Source organism: Hydrogenophaga sp. YM1, assembly GCF_016903055.1.
Lineage (GTDB): Bacteria > Pseudomonadota > Gammaproteobacteria > Burkholderiales > Burkholderiaceae_C > Hydrogenophaga > Hydrogenophaga borbori.
On sequence record NZ_CP070223.1, the window covers coordinates 2,270,995 to 2,287,145 of the forward strand.

The 16,151-nt window shown below is 70.6% G+C and carries 14 protein-coding genes; 8 read left to right on the top strand and 6 right to left on the bottom strand.

The features are described 5' to 3' along the window. The first annotated feature begins 108 nt into the window (after positions 1 to 108). The 4 genes from JNX00_RS10580 to JNX00_RS10595 all read left to right on the top strand — a co-directional run bounded on the left by JNX00_RS10580 (position 109) and on the right by JNX00_RS10595 (position 4,061). Complete coding sequence (locus JNX00_RS10580) at positions 109 to 1,143, top strand: TRAP transporter substrate-binding protein (RefSeq protein ID WP_070398695.1); 1,035 nt, start codon at positions 109 to 111, stop codon at positions 1,141 to 1,143. A gap of 115 nt (positions 1,144 to 1,258) precedes the next feature. After that, positions 1,259 to 1,777 (top strand): TRAP transporter small permease, encoded by a 519-nt coding sequence (locus JNX00_RS10585; protein ID WP_070398694.1) that lies wholly within the window; start codon positions 1,259 to 1,261, stop codon positions 1,775 to 1,777. Continuing rightward, positions 1,777 to 3,087, top strand: coding sequence for a TRAP transporter large permease (locus tag JNX00_RS10590; protein ID WP_070398693.1), 1,311 nt, complete (start codon positions 1,777 to 1,779; stop codon positions 3,085 to 3,087). The genes JNX00_RS10585 and JNX00_RS10590 overlap by 1 nt, the downstream gene beginning before the upstream one ends. Before the next feature lie 11 nt (positions 3,088 to 3,098). After that, positions 3,099 to 4,061, top strand: coding sequence for a tripartite tricarboxylate transporter substrate binding protein (locus JNX00_RS10595; protein WP_070398758.1), 963 nt, complete (start codon positions 3,099 to 3,101; stop codon positions 4,059 to 4,061). A gap of 3 nt (positions 4,062 to 4,064) precedes the next feature. On the opposite strand, the gene JNX00_RS10600 is transcribed toward JNX00_RS10595, so the two are convergent. The 4 genes from JNX00_RS10600 to JNX00_RS10615 form a co-directional block, all read right to left on the bottom strand. Then, positions 4,065 to 5,960: a hypothetical protein gene (locus tag JNX00_RS10600; protein WP_204744909.1), complete on the bottom strand. Its 1,896-nt coding sequence runs from the start codon at positions 5,958 to 5,960 to the stop codon at positions 4,065 to 4,067. 11 nt (positions 5,961 to 5,971) lie between these two features. Further along, complete coding sequence (locus tag JNX00_RS10605; RefSeq protein WP_204744910.1) at positions 5,972 to 6,445, bottom strand: CesT family type III secretion system chaperone; 474 nt, start codon at positions 6,443 to 6,445, stop codon at positions 5,972 to 5,974. 165 nt (positions 6,446 to 6,610) lie between these two features. Next, positions 6,611 to 8,845, bottom strand: coding sequence for an ATP-binding protein (locus JNX00_RS10610; RefSeq protein ID WP_204744911.1), 2,235 nt, complete (start codon positions 8,843 to 8,845; stop codon positions 6,611 to 6,613). 61 nt (positions 8,846 to 8,906) lie between these two features. After that, positions 8,907 to 11,141 (bottom strand): ATP-binding protein, encoded by a 2,235-nt coding sequence (locus tag JNX00_RS10615; RefSeq protein ID WP_204744912.1) that lies wholly within the window; start codon positions 11,139 to 11,141, stop codon positions 8,907 to 8,909. Between the two features lie 206 nt (positions 11,142 to 11,347). Here JNX00_RS10615 and JNX00_RS10620 point away from each other — a divergent pair, with 206 nt between their 5' ends. The 4 genes from JNX00_RS10620 to JNX00_RS10635 are packed head-to-tail and all read left to right on the top strand — an operon-like array spanning position 11,348 to position 14,081. Continuing rightward, positions 11,348 to 11,980, top strand: coding sequence for a response regulator (locus JNX00_RS10620; protein WP_204744913.1), 633 nt, complete (start codon positions 11,348 to 11,350; stop codon positions 11,978 to 11,980). Between the two features lie 2 nt (positions 11,981 to 11,982). Then, positions 11,983 to 12,603, top strand: coding sequence for a hypothetical protein (locus JNX00_RS10625; protein WP_204744914.1), 621 nt, complete (start codon positions 11,983 to 11,985; stop codon positions 12,601 to 12,603). Further along, positions 12,600 to 13,412 carry a hypothetical protein gene (locus JNX00_RS10630; protein ID WP_204744915.1) on the top strand — a complete coding sequence of 271 codons (813 nt, stop codon included), beginning with the start codon at positions 12,600 to 12,602 and terminating at the stop codon, positions 13,410 to 13,412. The genes JNX00_RS10625 and JNX00_RS10630 overlap by 4 nt, the downstream gene beginning before the upstream one ends. Before the next feature lie 57 nt (positions 13,413 to 13,469). Continuing rightward, on the top strand, positions 13,470 to 14,081 hold the full coding sequence (locus JNX00_RS10635) for a LysE family transporter (RefSeq protein ID WP_070398685.1): 612 nt from the start codon (positions 13,470 to 13,472) through the stop codon (positions 14,079 to 14,081). A 37-nt stretch (positions 14,082 to 14,118) separates the two neighbouring features. On the opposite strand, the gene JNX00_RS10640 is transcribed toward JNX00_RS10635, so the two are convergent. Continuing rightward, positions 14,119 to 14,877: a GntR family transcriptional regulator gene (locus tag JNX00_RS10640; protein ID WP_070398684.1), complete on the bottom strand. Its 759-nt coding sequence runs from the start codon at positions 14,875 to 14,877 to the stop codon at positions 14,119 to 14,121. Next, positions 14,874 to 16,130, bottom strand: coding sequence for an iron-containing alcohol dehydrogenase (locus tag JNX00_RS10645; RefSeq protein ID WP_070398683.1), 1,257 nt, complete (start codon positions 16,128 to 16,130; stop codon positions 14,874 to 14,876). The genes JNX00_RS10640 and JNX00_RS10645 overlap by 4 nt, the downstream gene beginning before the upstream one ends. Positions 16,131 to 16,151: the final 21 nt, after the last annotated feature.

Consider the following 16,151-nt stretch of genomic DNA (forward strand, 5'->3'; position numbering starts at 1 on the left):
TGCTGCGCCAAGCCGCATGCACAGTGTGGGTGTTCAGTTCCCCCCATCGCCCGTGCCAATGAGCACCCCCATCTGAGAGGGCCGGGCGCAACCCGAACGGAGACAAGGATGAAACCGATGAAGCGACGCGCCGCGCTGGCGCTGCTGGGTGCCTCGGCCACGCTGGCGCTGCCCGCCCTGGCGCAGCAGACGGTCACGCTGCGCCTGCACCAGATGCTGCCGCCGCAGGCCACCATTCCGGCGCGCGCCCTCACGCCCTGGGCGCAGAAGGTGGAAGCCGAGTCGGGCGGACGCATCAAGGTCCAGCTGTTCCACGCCATGCAGCTCGGCGGCGCGCCGCCGCAGCTCTACGACCAGGCCAAGGACGGCGTGGTCGACCTGACCTGGACGGTGCTGGGCTACACGCCCGGGCGCTTTCCCAAGACCGAGGTGTTCGAGCTGCCCTTCATGAGCGGCAGCGCGGAATCGTCCTCGCGGGCGCTGCAGGAGTACGTCGAGAAGTTCGCGCCCGAGGAGTTCAAGGACGTCAAGCTCATCGCCGTCCACACGCATGGCCCGGGCCTGTTCCACACCAAGACGCCCGTCACCGGCCTGGAGAGCCTGCGTGGCATGAAGATCCGCGGCGGCTCGCGCATCATCAACAACATGCTCACCAAGCTGGGCGCCACGCCCGTGGGCATGCCGGTGCCGGCGGTGACGGAGGCGCTGTCCAAGGGCGTGATCGACGGCACCACCATTCCCTGGGAGGTGACGCCCTCGCTGAAGGTGACCGAGCTGGTGAAGAACCACACCACCTTCGCTGGCAAGGAGGGCCTGTACACCCAGACCTTCGCCTTCTCCATGAACAAGGCCGCCTACGACAAGCTGCCCGCCGACCTGAAGGCCGTGATCGACAAGAACTCGGGCATCGAGACCGCCGCCATGTTCGGCCGCGCGATGGACGAGGGCGACAAGGCCGGCCGCGACATCGCCGTCAAGGCCGGCAACAACATCGTCGCGCTGGACGTGCAGGAGACGCAGCGCTGGCGGCGCACCGCCGCCTCGGTGGAGACCGACTGGGTCAATGAAATGAAGGGCAAGAACATCGACGGCGCCAAGCTGGCCGCGGAGGCCAGGGCGCTGATCGCCAAGTACAGCAAGTGATCCATCCCTTTGGGATCAACGGCCGTCCTCGCCAGAGGGCGGCCTTTTTGTTGAGGGGGCGTGCGGCCGATGTTGGACAATCGCGCCTCTCAGTCTTTCCTAGAAAGCCATTCGCATGATTGCATTCGTCTACCGGCTGTCCCAATGGGCGGCCATCATCGGCGGCTTGGCGCTGGTCGCGCTGACGCTGATGATCGTGGCCAGCGTGAGCGGCCGCGCCATGCTCGGGCTCGGCCTGGGCCCCGTTCCCGGTGACTTCGAACTCGTTGAAGTCGGCACCGCCATCGCGGTGTTCTTTTTCCTGCCCTGGACCTACCTCAAGGGCGGCCACGCCACGGTGGACCTGCTGTACATGCACCTGCCCGCCTGGGCCCAGAAGGCCATCGTGCTGGTGTGCGACCTCGTGATGCTGGTCGTTTGGTTCGTGCTCACCTGGAAGCTCTACGAAGGCATGATCGAAAAGAAGGACTACTTCGAGACCACCTTCATCCTGCAAATGCCGATCTGGTGGGCCTACGCGGCCTGCCTGGTGGGCGCGCTGGTTGGCTGCCTGGCCTACCTCGCCAAGACGGCGACCATGCTGGGGCTGGGCAAAGAGCCCGAGGGCTGGACCACCGAAGCGGGGGCGCACTGATGTCTGGCGTCGAACTCGCGGCCTGGTCCTTCCCGATCCTGCTGCTGCTCATCTTCGTGCGTGTGCCCATCGGGCTGGCGATGCTGGTCTGCGGCATGGCGGGGGCCTGGATGATCTACGGCACCGCTGATCCCATCCTGAACCAGCTCAAGCAGCTCACCTACAGCACCTTCTCCAACTACAACCTGTCGGTGATCCCGCTGTTCCTGCTGATGGGGCAGTTCGCGGCGCTGGGGGGCCTGTCGCAGGCCCTGTTCAAGGCGGCCGAGGCCTGGATCGGCCACCGCAAGGGCGGCGTGGCGATGGCCGCCGTCGGCGCCTGCGCCGGCTTCGGCGCCATCTGCGGCTCCTCGTTGGCGACCGCGGCCACCATGGGCCAGGTGGCGCTGCCCGAGCTCAAGCGCGCGGGCTACGCCGGCGGCATCTCCACCGCCACGCTGGCGGCCGGCGGCACGCTGGGCATTCTGATCCCGCCTTCGGTGGTGCTGGTGATCTACGCCATCCTGACCGAGCAGAACATCGCCAAGCTGTTCCTGGCCGCCTTCGTGCCCGGCGTGCTGGCCGCCATCGGCTACGTCATCGTCATTGCCATCTACGCGCGCCTGAAGCCCGAGGAAGTGGGCTCCATGGCGCCGGTGCCCATGGCCCAGCGCTGGAAGGCCACCGTGAAGGTCTGGCCCGTGCTCACCATCTTCCTGGTGGTGGTCGGCGGTATCTACCTGGGTTACTTCACGCCCACCGAGGGGGCGGCCGTGGGCGCCTTTGGCACCGGCCTCGCGGCCTGGGCGGCGGGCGGGCTGAACCGCAAGACGCTGGTCGCGGCGGTCCTGGGCACGGCCGTGGCCACCGGCATGATCTTCATGATCGTGCTCGGCGCGGGGGTCTACAACACCTTCCTGGCCCTGTCGCAACTGCCGCAGGAGGCCGCCTCGCTGGTGTCGGGCTCGGGCCTCAGTCCCATGGTGGTGCTGGTCGCGATCCTGGTCATCTACGTGATCCTGGGCTGCTTCATGGATTCCCTGTCCATGATCCTGCTGACCATTCCGGTGTTCTTCCCCGTGGTGACGGCGCTGGACTTCGGCATGCCGCCGGAGCACTTCGCCATCTGGTTCGGCATCTTGGTGCTGATCGTGGTGGAGGTGGGCCTGATCACGCCGCCGGTGGGCATGAACCTCTTCGTCATCAACAGCATGGCCAAGGACGTGCCCATTCTGGCGACCTACAAGGGCGTGTTGCCCTTCGTGCTCAGCGATTTCATCCGCACGGCGATCCTGGTGGCGTTCCCGGTGATCGTCACCTTCGTCCTGTAGTGGTGGCGGGCATGCGTCGCCGCCGCTTGATGGCCCTGGCCGCTGCGGCGCTGCCGCTGGCGGCCGTCAGGGCGCAGTCGTTTCCGTCGAAGAACCTGCGCCTGGTCGTGCCCTTCGCGGCCGGCGGCGTGGGGGACCTGACGGCGCGCATCGTCGCCGGGCGGCTGGCCGAGGGCCTGGGCCGTTCCGTGGTGATCGAGAACCGCCCCGGCGCCGGCGGCGTGGTGGCCGCGGAGACGGTGGCGCGCGCGGAGCCCGACGGCCACACGCTGTTCCTCATGTCCAACGGCACGGCGGTCACCGCCGGCCTGTTCAAGTCGCTGCCTTTCGACACCGTCAAGGACTTCGCGCCGGTCTCCACGCTGGGCTTTTTCGACATCGCCGTCGTGGCCCATCCCGACGCGCCGTTCAAGGGCCTGCCCGAGTTGCTGGCCTACGCGAAGGCGAACCCCGGCAAGCTCAACATCGGCAGCATCAACATCGGCAGCACGCAGCACCTGGCGGCCGAGCTGTTCAAGAGCAGCGCCGGCATCGACGCGCAGACCGTGCCGTTCAACGGCACGCCCAACCTCATCGGCGCCCTGCGCGGGCGGCAGGTGGACGTGGGCGTGGAAATCCTCGCGCCGGTGCTCGCGCAGATCCGCGGCGGCGCGCTCAAGGCCCTGGCCGTGGCGGGCGAGAAGCGCTCGCCCGTGCTGCCCGAGGTGCCCACCGCGGTGGAGTCGGGCGTGGCGGGTTTCGTGGCCTCGTCGTGGAACGCCATCGCCGCGCCGGCGAAGACGCCACGCCCCGTCATCGAACGGCTGCAGCGCGAGATCGCCGCGGCCGTGGCCGACGCCGAGGTGCAGAAGAAGCTGCGCGAGCTCAACATCGACCCGCGCTCGTCCACGCCCGAGCAGGCGGCGGCGCTGCTGGTGAACGACATCAAGCGCTGGAGCGCGGTGATCGAGCGCGCGGGCATTCCGAAGCAGTGAGGGCTACTCGTTGGACGGTGCGACGCCCTCGATGAGCCCGTCGATCACCGTCACCGAGCAGGGTGGGTGCGCAGAGGCCTGCGCCGCCACGCTCTGGTCGGCGGTCCCGCCATCGACCACGACGTCGACGAGCGGGGGTGAGGCCCCGTCGTCGGGTGGTGGGGGCCGGTACCCTGGCGGCGGCGGGCCGTCGCTGTCCTCGGTGCCGTCGTCGCTCGCCGATGGCGCGCCGCGCTCGCGGGGGTCCGACGGGCGGCCTATCCATGCCACGGCGGCGTAGAGCAGGTTCAGCAGCAGCTCCGTTGCAGGAATCAGCCCGGCCCGCAGCGAGAAGGCCGCGATGAGGATCCAGCCGGCCCAGCTGGAGTAGAGCTGGGTGTCCTCGGGAACCCCGGCCCCGGCCTGCGTGCCATTGGTGAAGCCCATGTCGCCTGTGTGGGCCCAGGCATCGCTGCCGTTGAGCGGTGCGCCGAAGGGCACCGCTGCCGCGGTGTCCGTGAAGGGCATGGTGCTGGCGAACAGGGTGTACAGGTAGAACATCGAGTACGCCTGGGCGAGCATCGCGAGCATGTTGCCCACCACCTCGCCGGTGGTGCGCAAGCGGATCGCCGCCGGCGAGCGGTTGATGAGCTTGTGCGCTGTCTTGCCCGCGCCTTCGAAGACGATGGCGCCGGTCTTTTCCCGGGCGATCTGATTGCGGCCTTCCGTGGTTTCCAAGAGCGCGCTGCGCCGCTGGTACTTCCGGTGCACCCGCTGCAGCCGCTCGATCGCGGGATCGAGCAGGGGCAGCACCTGGGCCTCGAAGCCCGCCAGCCGCAGGCGCTTTTCTGCCGTGCTCAGGGGACTCTCCAGAATGCTCGCCTCGATGGCGCTGCGGATGTTGACCAGCTCGAGCAGCGAGGGCGTGACCGCCAGGCACTTCTTCAGCGCCACGGCTTGTTCCTGCTTCCAGGTCTGGTGCAGGCCCGGCTTGTCGGCGCCGTGCTGGATCCCGGCATTGCCCAGCATGTGCAGGCTCATGGTGGAGATGCCGGCGAGCTGGCCCATGGCGGCCGACGCCAGGAAGTCCGACAGCGCGAACAGCCCGGCCTTCTGGGCAAGGGTGGCGGGCAGTTGCTCGATCCACGCGCGCAGGTGCGGCGCCAGGCTGCCCGAGAACAGGTACACCATCGAATAGCTGAAGAAGGCCAGGTGGAAGTGGCCGTTGCGCAGCCAGCTCCCCAGCAGGGGGTGTTCGCGGAAATCGAAGCACAGCGGCGTGCCCTTGTCCTGCTCGGCCTGGGCCCGGGCGATCACGCCATCCACCAGCTCTTGCAGGGCGGCGGCGATTTCCTGGGTCTGTTCCGCATCGCCCCGCGCCGAGGCCACGTACCACATGCCCAGCAGGGTGACGTAGTTGTCGAAGGCCGCCTTGTCCGGGGCCTGCGGGCCGCCGTAGTTGGCGCCGGGGCCGAAGGCCACGGTCTTGGCCACCGTGGCGTGCAGGAAGGAGGCGATCAGATCGAACCCCGCCGCGCCCACGAGGAAAAAAAGGCGCGGATCGCTCTGGGACAGCGAGGGCAGGAATCCCCACAGCGAGGCCCAGGCCTTGGCCAGCATGAAGGACACGCTGAACCCCAGGCTGCCGGCGCCACAGACGGCCCTGACCTTGTCTCCGGTGGGGACCACCGCCGCGCTGGCGGGGGCGGGCACGGTGGCCACCTGCTCCAGGGCGGTGCTCAGCAGGTGGTGGATGTACGCCTGCGGGTCCTGGCGCCATTGGCGTGTGCGTTTGCGGCTCAGCCCGGTGTAGGCGGCGAAATCCGCGGGTGTCTCGGGGCGCTTGTGGGGGTTGTTGATGGTTCGCTGGTTGTGCTCGGGGCTGAACTTGCGGGGCTTGGCGCTCGTCTTTGGGTGCATGCGGCGCTCCGTCAGGCCAGCGTGGTGCGGGGCCCGTGGGCGCCATCGCGGGGTGCCTGGCCGGCGCCGACCCCCTCCCAGACGAACATGCCCGCCAGCAGGGTGGCTCGCCATTGCTTCACCTGCGCCGCCATGCCGCGCAAGGCCTGGGCCAGCCAAGGGCCGGTCATGTCCTCGCGCAGCGGCACGCCGAGCATCAGCACCACTGCGTCGCTGCCCTCGTCGTAGCCGAAGCGAACGCCAGGCTGGTGCCAGGTGAGCAGTTGAAGGGCCAGCAGCTGCCGGTAGACCTGTGCGGGATCCTCGGCCGTGATGCGGCCAAGTTCCGCGAGCACCAGCATCGAGGCACTGGATTCGTGGTGCGTCACTTCCAGGCTGACGCCATCGATCTCGACGGTCTCCTCCTGGCCCATGCGCTCGGTGTTGTCCAGGCGCAGCTCCCGGCTGGCGTGGCGGCACAGGTCGTCAAAAAAAACGGCGGTCACAAAGGGACTCCTCTTCATCGGGGTTGCACGCGGTTCGCGTGTGGCCCTGTGTCGGGAGCGCACCCATATGGTTCCGAAGGCCGTCGGCCCTATGGCCGATGGTCATCAGAATGTCATTGATCTGAAGGCCGCCTCTCTGCGGCTGGCGTGCCAGGCGCGCCGCCGCTAGTCCGCCGCGCGCAGGAACCGCTGCAAGGCCTCGGCGCTCACCGGCTTGTGCAGCAGCGTGAAGCCATGGCGGTTCGCCTGCTCGATGCGCTCGGCCGACATGTCGCCCGTGACCATGCAGACGGGCAGGGGGCCGAGGTGCCGCGCGCGCAGCCCCAGCAGCAGCTCCAGCCCGTCCATGGAGGGGTCGAGCATGTAGTCGCAGATCACCGTGTCGATGCGCATCGGCTGCGCCTCGCACAGGCGCAGGGCCTCGCTGGCGTTGGCCGCGCTGAGCACCTGGTGGCCCCACGACGTGAGCAGGTGCGTGGTGGCGAGCAGCACCTGTTCGTCGTCGTCGATCAGCAGGATGTGCCGGCCGGTGCCCGCGGGCGGCGGATCGTCGGGGGCCGGCGCCTGTGCCTGCCGCTGGGGGGCGCATTGCGGCAGCCGCACGGAGAACATCGAGCCCTTGCCGGGCATCGAGCGCACGTCGAGCCGCGCGCCCAGTTGGGCGGCCGCGCGCCGCACGATGGACAGGCCCAGGCCTTCGGAGCGGCCGTCGCGCGTGGGCGCGGTGTCGACGCGGAAGAACTCCTGGAAGATGGCGTCGATTTTTTCGGGCGGGATGCCGATGCCCGTGTCCCATACCTGCACCTCGACACTGGCGCCGCGCCGGCGCGCGCCCAGCACGATGCGCCCTTGCTGCGTGTAGCGCACGGCGTTGGACACCAGATTGGCCAGGATGCGGCGCAGCACCGTGGGATCGGCCAGCACCCAGGCGCGGCTGGGCACCGCGTGCAGGCTCAGTCCCTTGCGCGCCGCCATGGCAGCGAATTCCGACATCAGGTCGTCGAACGGCGCCTGCAGCGGCGTGGGGCGCGGCAGGAGCGGCTTCTGCCCGGTGCCGTGCAGGGAGGCGCCGAGCAGCATGTTGAGCAGCTCCATCAGGCTGTCCAGCGAGGCACGCATGCGCTGCACGATGGGCACGAAGGGTTTGCTGGGCAAGGGCGAGGGCGCGTGGCTCAGGCTGCGGATGGTGGTGAGGAACAGGCCGAGCGCGTGGATGGGCTGGCGCAAGTCGTGACTGGCCGAGGCCAGGAAGACGGACTTGCCACGATCGGCCGCCTCCGCGCGTTCGGTCTGCCAGCGCAGGTCGACGAGCAGGCGGTCGATGCGGCGCTGGGCCTGGTAGCGGTAGCTCATGTCCTGGATCAACACGGCCTGGCAAGGACTGTCCCCGTCCATGAAGGTGATGGCCTGGATCTGCATGGGGGGCTTGTCGTGCGCGCCCGGGAGCAGGGACAGGCTCAGGTCGATGGGCTGGCCGCCGCCCGCCCAGGCCTCGGGCGGTACGCCCAGCCGGTCCAGCACCTGCGCCAGCGACAGGCCGACCAGCTGCTGCCGTTCGAGGCCGGTGTGGCGGCTGGCGATCGGGTTGGCGTCCGTGATGACGCCCTGGTCGCACAGCAGGATGCCTTCGATGCCGGCCTCGAACAGGGCGTTGAGCCGCTCCAGCGTCTGGCGCAGGGCCTGCATGCCCCGGTGGCGCAGCGTGACGTCGCGGGTGAGCGTGGCCATGCGGTTCATCTGCCCGGGCCCGCCTGGTATTGGCCACAGCAGCACATCCATGACGCGGTCCTCGCCTTCGCCGCTGACCAGGGGGCGTTCGTAGCGCACGGGCCGCAGGGTGCGAAACGCCTTGGCCCGAAACGGCGCGGTCATGGCGTGGTTCTCTTCCCCCATCACGGTGAGCACCGAGCGGCCCTCGGCCTGTTCCGGCGTGGTGCTGTAGAAGCGCGCGAACGACACGTTGGTGAAGAGCATGGTCTCGCCCTCGGTCACCATGGACATCAGTTCCTGCAGCTGGTCCAGGGTATGCCGAAGGTGCCGCAGCGTCAGCGCGCGGCGGCCGCGCCGTTCCTCGACGTCCGACAGGTCGACGACGGTGCACAGCCAGTCGCCATTGCCCATGGGCGCCAGGTCGGCGTGCAGCAGGCGCGCGCCATGGCCGTGGGCGGCGGGTTCAAGGCGCAGGCGCCCGTGGAACGGCTCGCCACGCCGCAGCGGTTCGGACAGCTCGCCGCCAGCGTCGAAGGCCCGCCGCCATTCGGCCTCGCCCTGCCCATCGGCGCCCAGCAGCCCCTGCAGGGCCGCATTGGGCGTGAACCGCCAGGGGCTGGGCCGCAGCACGGCGGCCAGGCCCCCTATCTGTTCGATCCAATCGGGTGAAACCGTCGCACCGTGGTTCATGGGATGGAGCCCGCTCGGCATCGCTGTCGGTGCCCGTCGGCGCAGCGTGCGATGCTCGCGTTCATCCCTGTTCCAGCACTTGTCGCAGTAGATCGTGTTGCACGGGCTTGTGCAGCAGCGATAACCCCAAGGCCCGGATGTTCTGGGCCACGGGCACCGAGGTGTCGGCCGTGAAAACGTGCACGGGCACCGGCCGCACCAGACAGGCGCGAACGGTGCCGATGAACTGCGCCGCATCGACCTGCCCGCCCAGGTGGTAGTCCGAGAGCACCAGGTCGATTTCCTCCGCGTGGATGATGGCCAGCATGACCGCCTGGTCCTGGTCGGCCGCGCACCAGACCTGGTGGCCCCAGGCCTGCAGCAGCTGCTGCATGGCCTGCAGCACCATGGCGTCGTCGTCGATGACCAGCACCCGCCTCGGGGCGCTGCCGGCCCTTCGTTTCGCGGCGGGCGAGGGCGGCGGCGCCAGCGGGGCCGCGGCGGGCGTGCCGCGGGGCACGGTGATGGAGAACATGGAGCCGCGCCCGGGCGCCGAGCGCACGTTCAGCCGGGCATCGAGCAACTTGGCCGAACGCTTCACGATCGACAGCCCCAGGCCGAGGCCGCGCAGGCCGCTGTCGCTCGCGCTGGCCGGGCTGACCTGGTAGAACTCGCCGAAGATGGCGTCGAGCTGGTCGGCCGCGATGCCGATGCCGCTGTCCCAGACCTGCAGCTCCACGCACGCGCCGCGGGGCCGCGCGCCCACCAGGACCCGGCCCTGCCGGGTGTAGCGGATGGCGTTGGAGACCAGGTTGTCCAAGATGCGGCGCAGCACCACCGGGTCGGTGAACACCCAGGCGCGGGTGGGCACCACGTCCAGGCGCAGGCCCTTGCTGCTGGCGGCATCGCCGAGATCGGCCGCCAGCTCGCCGAACAGGGGGCCGAGGGGCACCGCGATCGGGTGCACCACCACCGCGTTGGCGTCCAGGCGCGAGACGTCGAGCAGCGAGTTGAGCAGGCGGCCCAGCGCGTCCAGCGAAGCGCCCATGCGCCGCGTCACTTGCTCCAGCGCGGGCAGCGGCAGGTACCGCGACTGGACGAGGGTTTCCAGGCTGGTGAGGAACAGGCCGAGCGCGTGGATGGGCTGGCGCAGGTCGTGGCTGGCCGCGGAGAGGAAAAGCGACTTGGCGCGGTCGGCCGCTTCGGCCCGGTCCCTCTGGGCGCTCAGGTGGTTGATGAGCTCGTGGATGCGCGCCTGCGCTTCGCGCCGGTCGCGCACGTCGCGAACGATGGCCATGCGCATGCGCTGGCCCTTGCGCTGCACGGTGCGCCCGATCAGCTCGACCGCGATGCGCGTACCGTGCCGGTCGACCAGGTGGCATTCCTGCGCCTCGTGCGAGGCCGCGTCGGCGTGGGCCAGGCAGGCCGCCTGGTCTTCGGTGGCGATCAGGTCCAGGAAACGCCGCTCGCGCAGCGCTTCGGCCGTGGTGGAGAGCAGGCGGCAGGCGGCGGGGTTGGCATCGACGATGCGCTCGTCCATGTGCACGACGATGGCGTCGCTGCTCGCGATGACGAAGCGGCGCAGGCGCTCCTCGGAGGCGGTCAGCGCGGCCATGGTGGCGTGGTAGGCCGTGGTTTCCAGGGAGTCGAGCAGGTGGCCGCTGGGGCGGCCCTGGCTGTCGATGAGGGTGCGCAGCGTGCCCTCCAGCACGCGCAGCTGCCCCTGGTCGTCGTGCGCGCGCCAGATGAAAGGCCGCGCGCCGCCGGCCGGCTGGATGGCCTGGATCTCCTGGCGCAGGTGCGCGAACAGCGCCGGGCCGAACAGGCCGAGCGCCGCCTGGCCCACCGGGTTCTGCTGGTACGGGACCAGCAGCCGCAGCAGGCTGCCGGCCGCGAAGGCGCAGCGCAATTCGGGACTGGTGTCGAGCTGAATCACCAGCAGCGGCAGGCTGTCGACCATGTCCTGCAGCTGCAGCAGGGCGTGGCCGGTGGTGTCGTGTGCCGCCTGCAGGTCGCTGATGTCGGCGAGCTGGCAGAGGTGGGACTGGCGCGCCGCCTGCCAATGGCCTTGGCAGCGCACATGCACGGGCTGGCCGTGGGCGTCGTCGAGCAGGCGCAGGCTCAAGGCGAAGGGCCGCGTCTGGCGCAGGGCCGCGAGCAGGGCGGCGCGGGCGGCGGGTGCGACGATGGACCAGTCCGACCAGTGACCCGGCAGGCGCGCCTCCAGCGCCCGGCTGGCGGCGCTCAATGCCGTGGGGGTGCCGCCGAACGGCACGGTGAACCGGGCCCCGGGCGGATCAGGGGCCTGGACGTTCATTGACCACGCATCCACGACAGTGCCAATCGGCTTTGAAGTTTGATGGGATTCTGACCACGCAACCCCGCTTTGGGAAGCTGGCCCGGCGGCGCCGGCACCGGGGTGGGGCGCCGCCCAGGCATGCCTATGCGCCGGTGGGGATTGGCTCCGGCGCCCAAGCGCACTAGCATCGCCGCACCGGCCGGGAGCCGCGTCAGGAGCGGTCCATGAGCGATGCGTCGAGCCTGTGGGTGGAGTTGATCAAGGTGTCGCCCAGCCTGCTGATGGCCCTGGTGGTCATCGTGCTGCTCATCGCCAACGCCGACGCCATCGCGCGCCTGCTGAAGAAGGCGTCCAAGGTCAGCGCGCTGGGCATCGAAATCGAGGCCTCGGCGGCGTCCCTGGACAAGGCGGTCGAGCTGCGCGGCCTGGACAACGTGGTGAGCCACCGGGCGCGCATGGCCGTGCTGCGCCGCCTCTCGGCCAATGCGGCCCTGCTGCGCGGCGCGCGCGTGCTGTGGGTGGACGACCAGCCGCCCAACAACCGCAACGAGCGGGCGCTGCTCGAGACGCTGGAGCTGCGCATCGACCTCGCCACCAGCAGCGCCGCCGCCGAGCAGTTCCTGCGCAACCACCACTACCTGCTCATGCTCACCGACGTCCGGCGCGAAGGGCGCCCCGACGAGGGCATCCGCTTCGTGCAGGGCCTGCCGGCGAAGGGCTTGCTGCTGCCCGCCATCGGCTATGTCGGTACGGACCAGGGTGGCCTGGCGCGGCCCGCGTTCTTCTTCGGCATGACGAACCGCCCCGACGAGCTGATGCAGCTGGTGTGCGACGTGGCGCAGCGAGAAGGGGTCTGAGCGTGTTCGTGCAGCGCTGCATCAAAGGGATCTGGGGGGGGCCGGGCGGGCTGGCCGGCGAGAACGACGCCGATGCCGATCGCATCACGCAGGGCGGCGAGGGCATTCGCTGCAACTGGTGGCGCAACCGGGGGCAGCCCGCGCCCGAGCAGGTGGAGGGGCGGCTGCGCGCGCACGAACTGCACGACCACATTCACCGGTACGCCAGCGCAGGGCCCCTCACGCCCTTCATCTCGCTCACCGCGGGCAGCGTTGAGCGCGACCGCGTGGCGAGCATCAACCGGCTGCTCACGGCCGAGGAAGTCGCCCTGCGCTTCGCCACCGACTGGGGCCGGCGCCCGGGGTACCTGTTCCACTGCTGGGTGCTGGTCGGCCTGAACCCGGCGGTGGAGGTCCAGGCGGTCGCCGAAGAGGTGCGTGAGCTGCACACCTACACGCGGTGGTCCGACTTCCAGCTCGAAGGCGAGATCACCGCCAAGCTGCTGGTGCCCTCGCACCAGATCGAGCGCTGGGCGTACTGGGACATTTCCATTGACCCCGCGGCGCCGCTGAGGCAACACACCAACCCGCGTTACCGGCCCCCCGAGCGCGTGTCCAACCTGCGCGAGGCCCTCGCCCGATGACGCTGCTGGAAGCCATCACCCGGTACGCGCCACCGGACGAAACGGACGAGCTGCGCTCCACGCTGCAGGCCCGGCTGCGGTACCTCCTCGCTCGGGCCGAGGGCCTGCACGAGGCGGGGCGTGCGCCGGATATGGCGATTGCCACGCTCTGGCTCGACGCCTGCGAAACGGCCAGCTTCCTGGGCGACGACAGCGCCGCGCGCCGGGCCTTGCGCGGCGCCGCGCGCGCGCTCACGCTGGCCGGCAATCCGTTTGGCGAGACCTTGCGCGCCGCGTTTCTCGGCCGCTCGCCGCCGCGGTTCGTGGCGCCGGAGGGCGTGGACGAGGTCGCGCCAGTACGGGGTGCCGAACAGGCCTGGGCTGTCTTCAACAGCGCGCAACGCCAGCCATGGAGCGACGAGGCCCAGGCGGCGCAGCGGAGCGGCTTCACCGGTGCCGAACGGTTCGGGCGCCTGGGCTGGACCCAGGACGAACTGCTGTCGGTGCTCACCGAGGGCCGCGAGCAGCGCCGGGCCTTCTTCGCCACCCACCTGCTGGCGCAGTTCCACGCCTTGCGCGCGGCCCAGCGCAACACCGACCTCTGGAGGCGCCAGCTGGCGCCCGTGGCCCTGTTCGACATGGAACTGGCCGTGCTGATCCGCCATGGCCTGGCCGAGCGCTGGGGCGAGGTGAGCACCCCTTGGACGGCGCAGACCGTGGAGGACCCCGAGCGGCGCGACTTCATGCGGGCCTATCTCGACAGCGTGTCCCGCCTGATCGAACCCGAACCGGGCGGCGAGCTGCCGATCCGGGTGGAGCAGCCGGTCTGAGCCCGGCGCGCGGCGGCGGCCATTGACGCCCGGCGGCCTCGCGGCGAGCATCGCCCCATGTCGCTCGATACCTGGCTCATCTACCTGGCCGCCGCCATCGGCCTGTCGCTGTCGCCCGGCCCCAACGGCCTGCTCGCGCTCACGCACGGCGCCCTGCACGGGCGCCGGCTCACGCTCTACACCATCGCCGGCGGGGCGCTGGGCTTCGTGCTGGTCATCGCGCTGTCCATGTTCGGCATTGGCGCGCTGCTCAAGACCTCGCTGGTCTGGCTCACGGTCTTGAAGTGGGTGGGCGGCGCCTACCTGGTGTGGCTGGGCATCCAGGTGTGGCGCTCGCCGCCGCTGGGCGAGGGCATGGCGCAGGCGGCGGCGCCGCGCAGCGGGGCCTCGCTGTTCCGCCAGGGGCTGCTGTCGGCGGTGAGCAATCCCAAGGCCGTGCTGTTCTTCGCTGCCTTCCTGCCGCAGTTCATCGACCCGGCGCGTGGCCTCTTCACGCAGTTCGTGCTGATGGCGGGCACCTTCGCGCTGGTGGAGATCCTCACCGAGCTGTTCATCGCCAGCGCCGCGAACCGCATCCGCCCCTGGCTGCAGCGCACGGGCAAGGCCTTCAACCGGGCCTGCGGCGGCGTGTTCGTGGCCATCGGCCTGGCCTTGCCGCTGCGCGGCTGAGGGACCGTCCTGGCCCAGCCGGCGCGCGGCGGGGCCTTCAGAAGTCCGTGTTCACCGTGGAGCGGGTGAAGGCCTCGTTGTGGTCGATGAGCTCGTCCAGGGCCTTCGCGGCCAGGGTCTCGTCGCCGTCGGCGATGGCCTGCGAGATGCGGGCGTGCAGCACGGCGATGGGCTGCGTGTCGTCGGCCTGGCGGTGGTGCATGAACCAAAAGCGCCGCGACAGGCCATGCATGAGGCCCATGGCGCCGCTGGCGAATTCGTTGCGCGCGGCGCGCAGCGACAGGTCGTTGAAGGCCTTGTCGGCGCGCATGAAGCGCGTCTGGTCCTTGGCCTTGGCGGCGGCGTTGAACTCCTTGGCCAGTTCGGCGAACTGCTGGCGCTCCTGGTCCGTGGCGCGGCGCGCGGCGCAGCGCGCCACCAGGCGCTCGACTTCCCGGCGCGTCTCGAGCAGCCGCAGCTGGCGCTTGATGTCCAGCGCCGACACCAGCACGCCGCGCTGCGGCAGGATCTGCACCAGGTGTTCGCGGGCCAGGCGCTGCAGCGCCTCGCGCACCGGCGTGCGCCCGATGCCCAGGCGGGCCGACAGCTCGGCCTCGCTGAGCGCGGTGCCGGGCAACAGTTCGAGCTGGACGATCAGCGCCTCGATGCGCTCATAGGCCTGCGTGGTGAGGCTGCGGGGCCGGGCCGCGGGCGCTGACGCGTCGGCCGGCGGGGCGGCCTTGCCGCTGGCCTTCTTCGCGGTGGCCCGCGGGGTGCTGGGGGTCCCTGGTGTCTTTTTCGCCGTCGCTTTGCTCATGGGCGCGATTCTCCGGAAAGTTCTCCGTGGTAGGCATGGTGCACGATGCGGGCGTAGGCCTCGTTGGCCGGCCCCCCTGGCCAGGCCTTGGTCAGCCGCGTCACCGCCAGGCCGTCCGACACCAGCTGGGCCAGTTGTGCCGGCCCGACGCCGAAACTTATCAGATCGCCGGCCAGGCCCAGCCGGCGCACCAGCGCGCGCGTGAGCACCGGCGCCTGCCGGGCCAGGGCCAGCGGGTCGTCGCCCGTGGCGCCCGCCAGGCGCGCGATCTCGGCGAGTTCGTCGCGCCGCGTGTCGACCAGCGCGTCCATCACGTAGGGCAGCATCACCGCGTTGGTGCTGCCGTGGCTGGCGTGCGTCAGTCCGGCCAGCGCATAGGCCAGACCGTGCACCGCGTTCAGGCCCGCGGTCGCGTAGGACATGGCCGCGTACAGGCTGGCGCGGGCCATGGCGTTGCGGGCGGCGCGGTCGTGCGGTCGCTCGAAGGCCGTGGCCAGGTGGGTGAAGGTCAGCGCCGTGGCCTGGCGCGCGAATTGAACGGTCAGTTCGTTGCGGCCGCTGTAGCCGGGGTCGGGGTCCTCGCCGTTGTCGAAGCGCGCCGCGTCCAGGGTCAGCCAGGACTCGATGGCGTGCGTCAGGGCGTCCAGGCCCGCGTCGGCCGTGACGCGTGGCGGGCAGGTCCAGGTCAGCTCCGGGTCGATCAGCGCGACCGCGGGCCGCAGCGCGTTGGCCATCAGCGCCACCTTGGTGGCGCTGCCCGGCTGCACCAGGATGGCGCCGGGCGTGATCTCCGAGCCGGTGCCGGCCGTGGTGGGCACGGCCACCAGCGGCAGCGGCGCCGCCGGCCAGTTCGCGCGGTCCATCAGCTCGGCCACGGGCCGGCCGCTGGGCAGGGCGACGCTGAGCGCCTTGGCCAGGTCGATGTTGCTGCCGCCGCCCCAGGCGATCAGGTGGTCGGGCCGCGCGCCCTGTTCGCGCACCCAGGCGCTGGCGCGGTCGGCCAGGGTGGTGGATGGGTCGGGCTCGCCGCCGTCGAACACGCGCACCGCGATGCCCTGCGCGCGCAGCGCCGCCAGCACCTCGGCCAGGGCGGGGCTGTTCTGCTGGAACCAGGCGTCGGTGACGACGAGGGCCTCGTGCCAGCCCAGGCTTTTGCAGAGCGGTGCGAGGCGGTGGCGGGCGCCGTCGGCGCAGATGACCCGGGGCGGCGTGTACAGGGCGACGGGCTGGTCGGAGAGGGGCTGCTGGGACATCAGGGTCAAAACGGATAGGCG

Excerpts from the sequence above, each read along its gene's own strand:
- JNX00_RS10635 (WP_070398685.1), top strand. The coding sequence starts at position 13,470 with ATGTCGCTCGATACCTGGCTCATCTACCTGGCCGCCGCCATCGGCCTG.
- JNX00_RS10620 (WP_204744913.1), top strand. The coding sequence starts at position 11,348 with ATGAGCGATGCGTCGAGCCTGTGGGTGGAGTTGATCAAGGTGTCGCCC.
- JNX00_RS10645 (WP_070398683.1), bottom strand. The coding sequence starts at position 16,130 with ATGTCCCAGCAGCCCCTCTCCGACCAGCCCGTCGCCCTGTACACGCCG.
- JNX00_RS10590 (WP_070398693.1), top strand. The coding sequence starts at position 1,777 with ATGTCTGGCGTCGAACTCGCGGCCTGGTCCTTCCCGATCCTGCTGCTG.
- JNX00_RS10580 (WP_070398695.1), top strand. The coding sequence starts at position 109 with ATGAAACCGATGAAGCGACGCGCCGCGCTGGCGCTGCTGGGTGCCTCG.
- JNX00_RS10585 (WP_070398694.1), top strand. The coding sequence starts at position 1,259 with ATGATTGCATTCGTCTACCGGCTGTCCCAATGGGCGGCCATCATCGGC.
- JNX00_RS10600 (WP_204744909.1), bottom strand. The coding sequence starts at position 5,960 with ATGCACCCAAAGACGAGCGCCAAGCCCCGCAAGTTCAGCCCCGAGCAC.
- JNX00_RS10640 (WP_070398684.1), bottom strand. The coding sequence starts at position 14,877 with ATGAGCAAAGCGACGGCGAAAAAGACACCAGGGACCCCCAGCACCCCG.
- JNX00_RS10610 (WP_204744911.1), bottom strand. The coding sequence starts at position 8,845 with ATGAACCACGGTGCGACGGTTTCACCCGATTGGATCGAACAGATAGGG.
- JNX00_RS10615 (WP_204744912.1), bottom strand. The coding sequence starts at position 11,141 with ATGAACGTCCAGGCCCCTGATCCGCCCGGGGCCCGGTTCACCGTGCCG.
- JNX00_RS10630 (WP_204744915.1), top strand. The coding sequence starts at position 12,600 with ATGACGCTGCTGGAAGCCATCACCCGGTACGCGCCACCGGACGAAACG.
- JNX00_RS10595 (WP_070398758.1), top strand. The coding sequence starts at position 3,099 with ATGCGTCGCCGCCGCTTGATGGCCCTGGCCGCTGCGGCGCTGCCGCTG.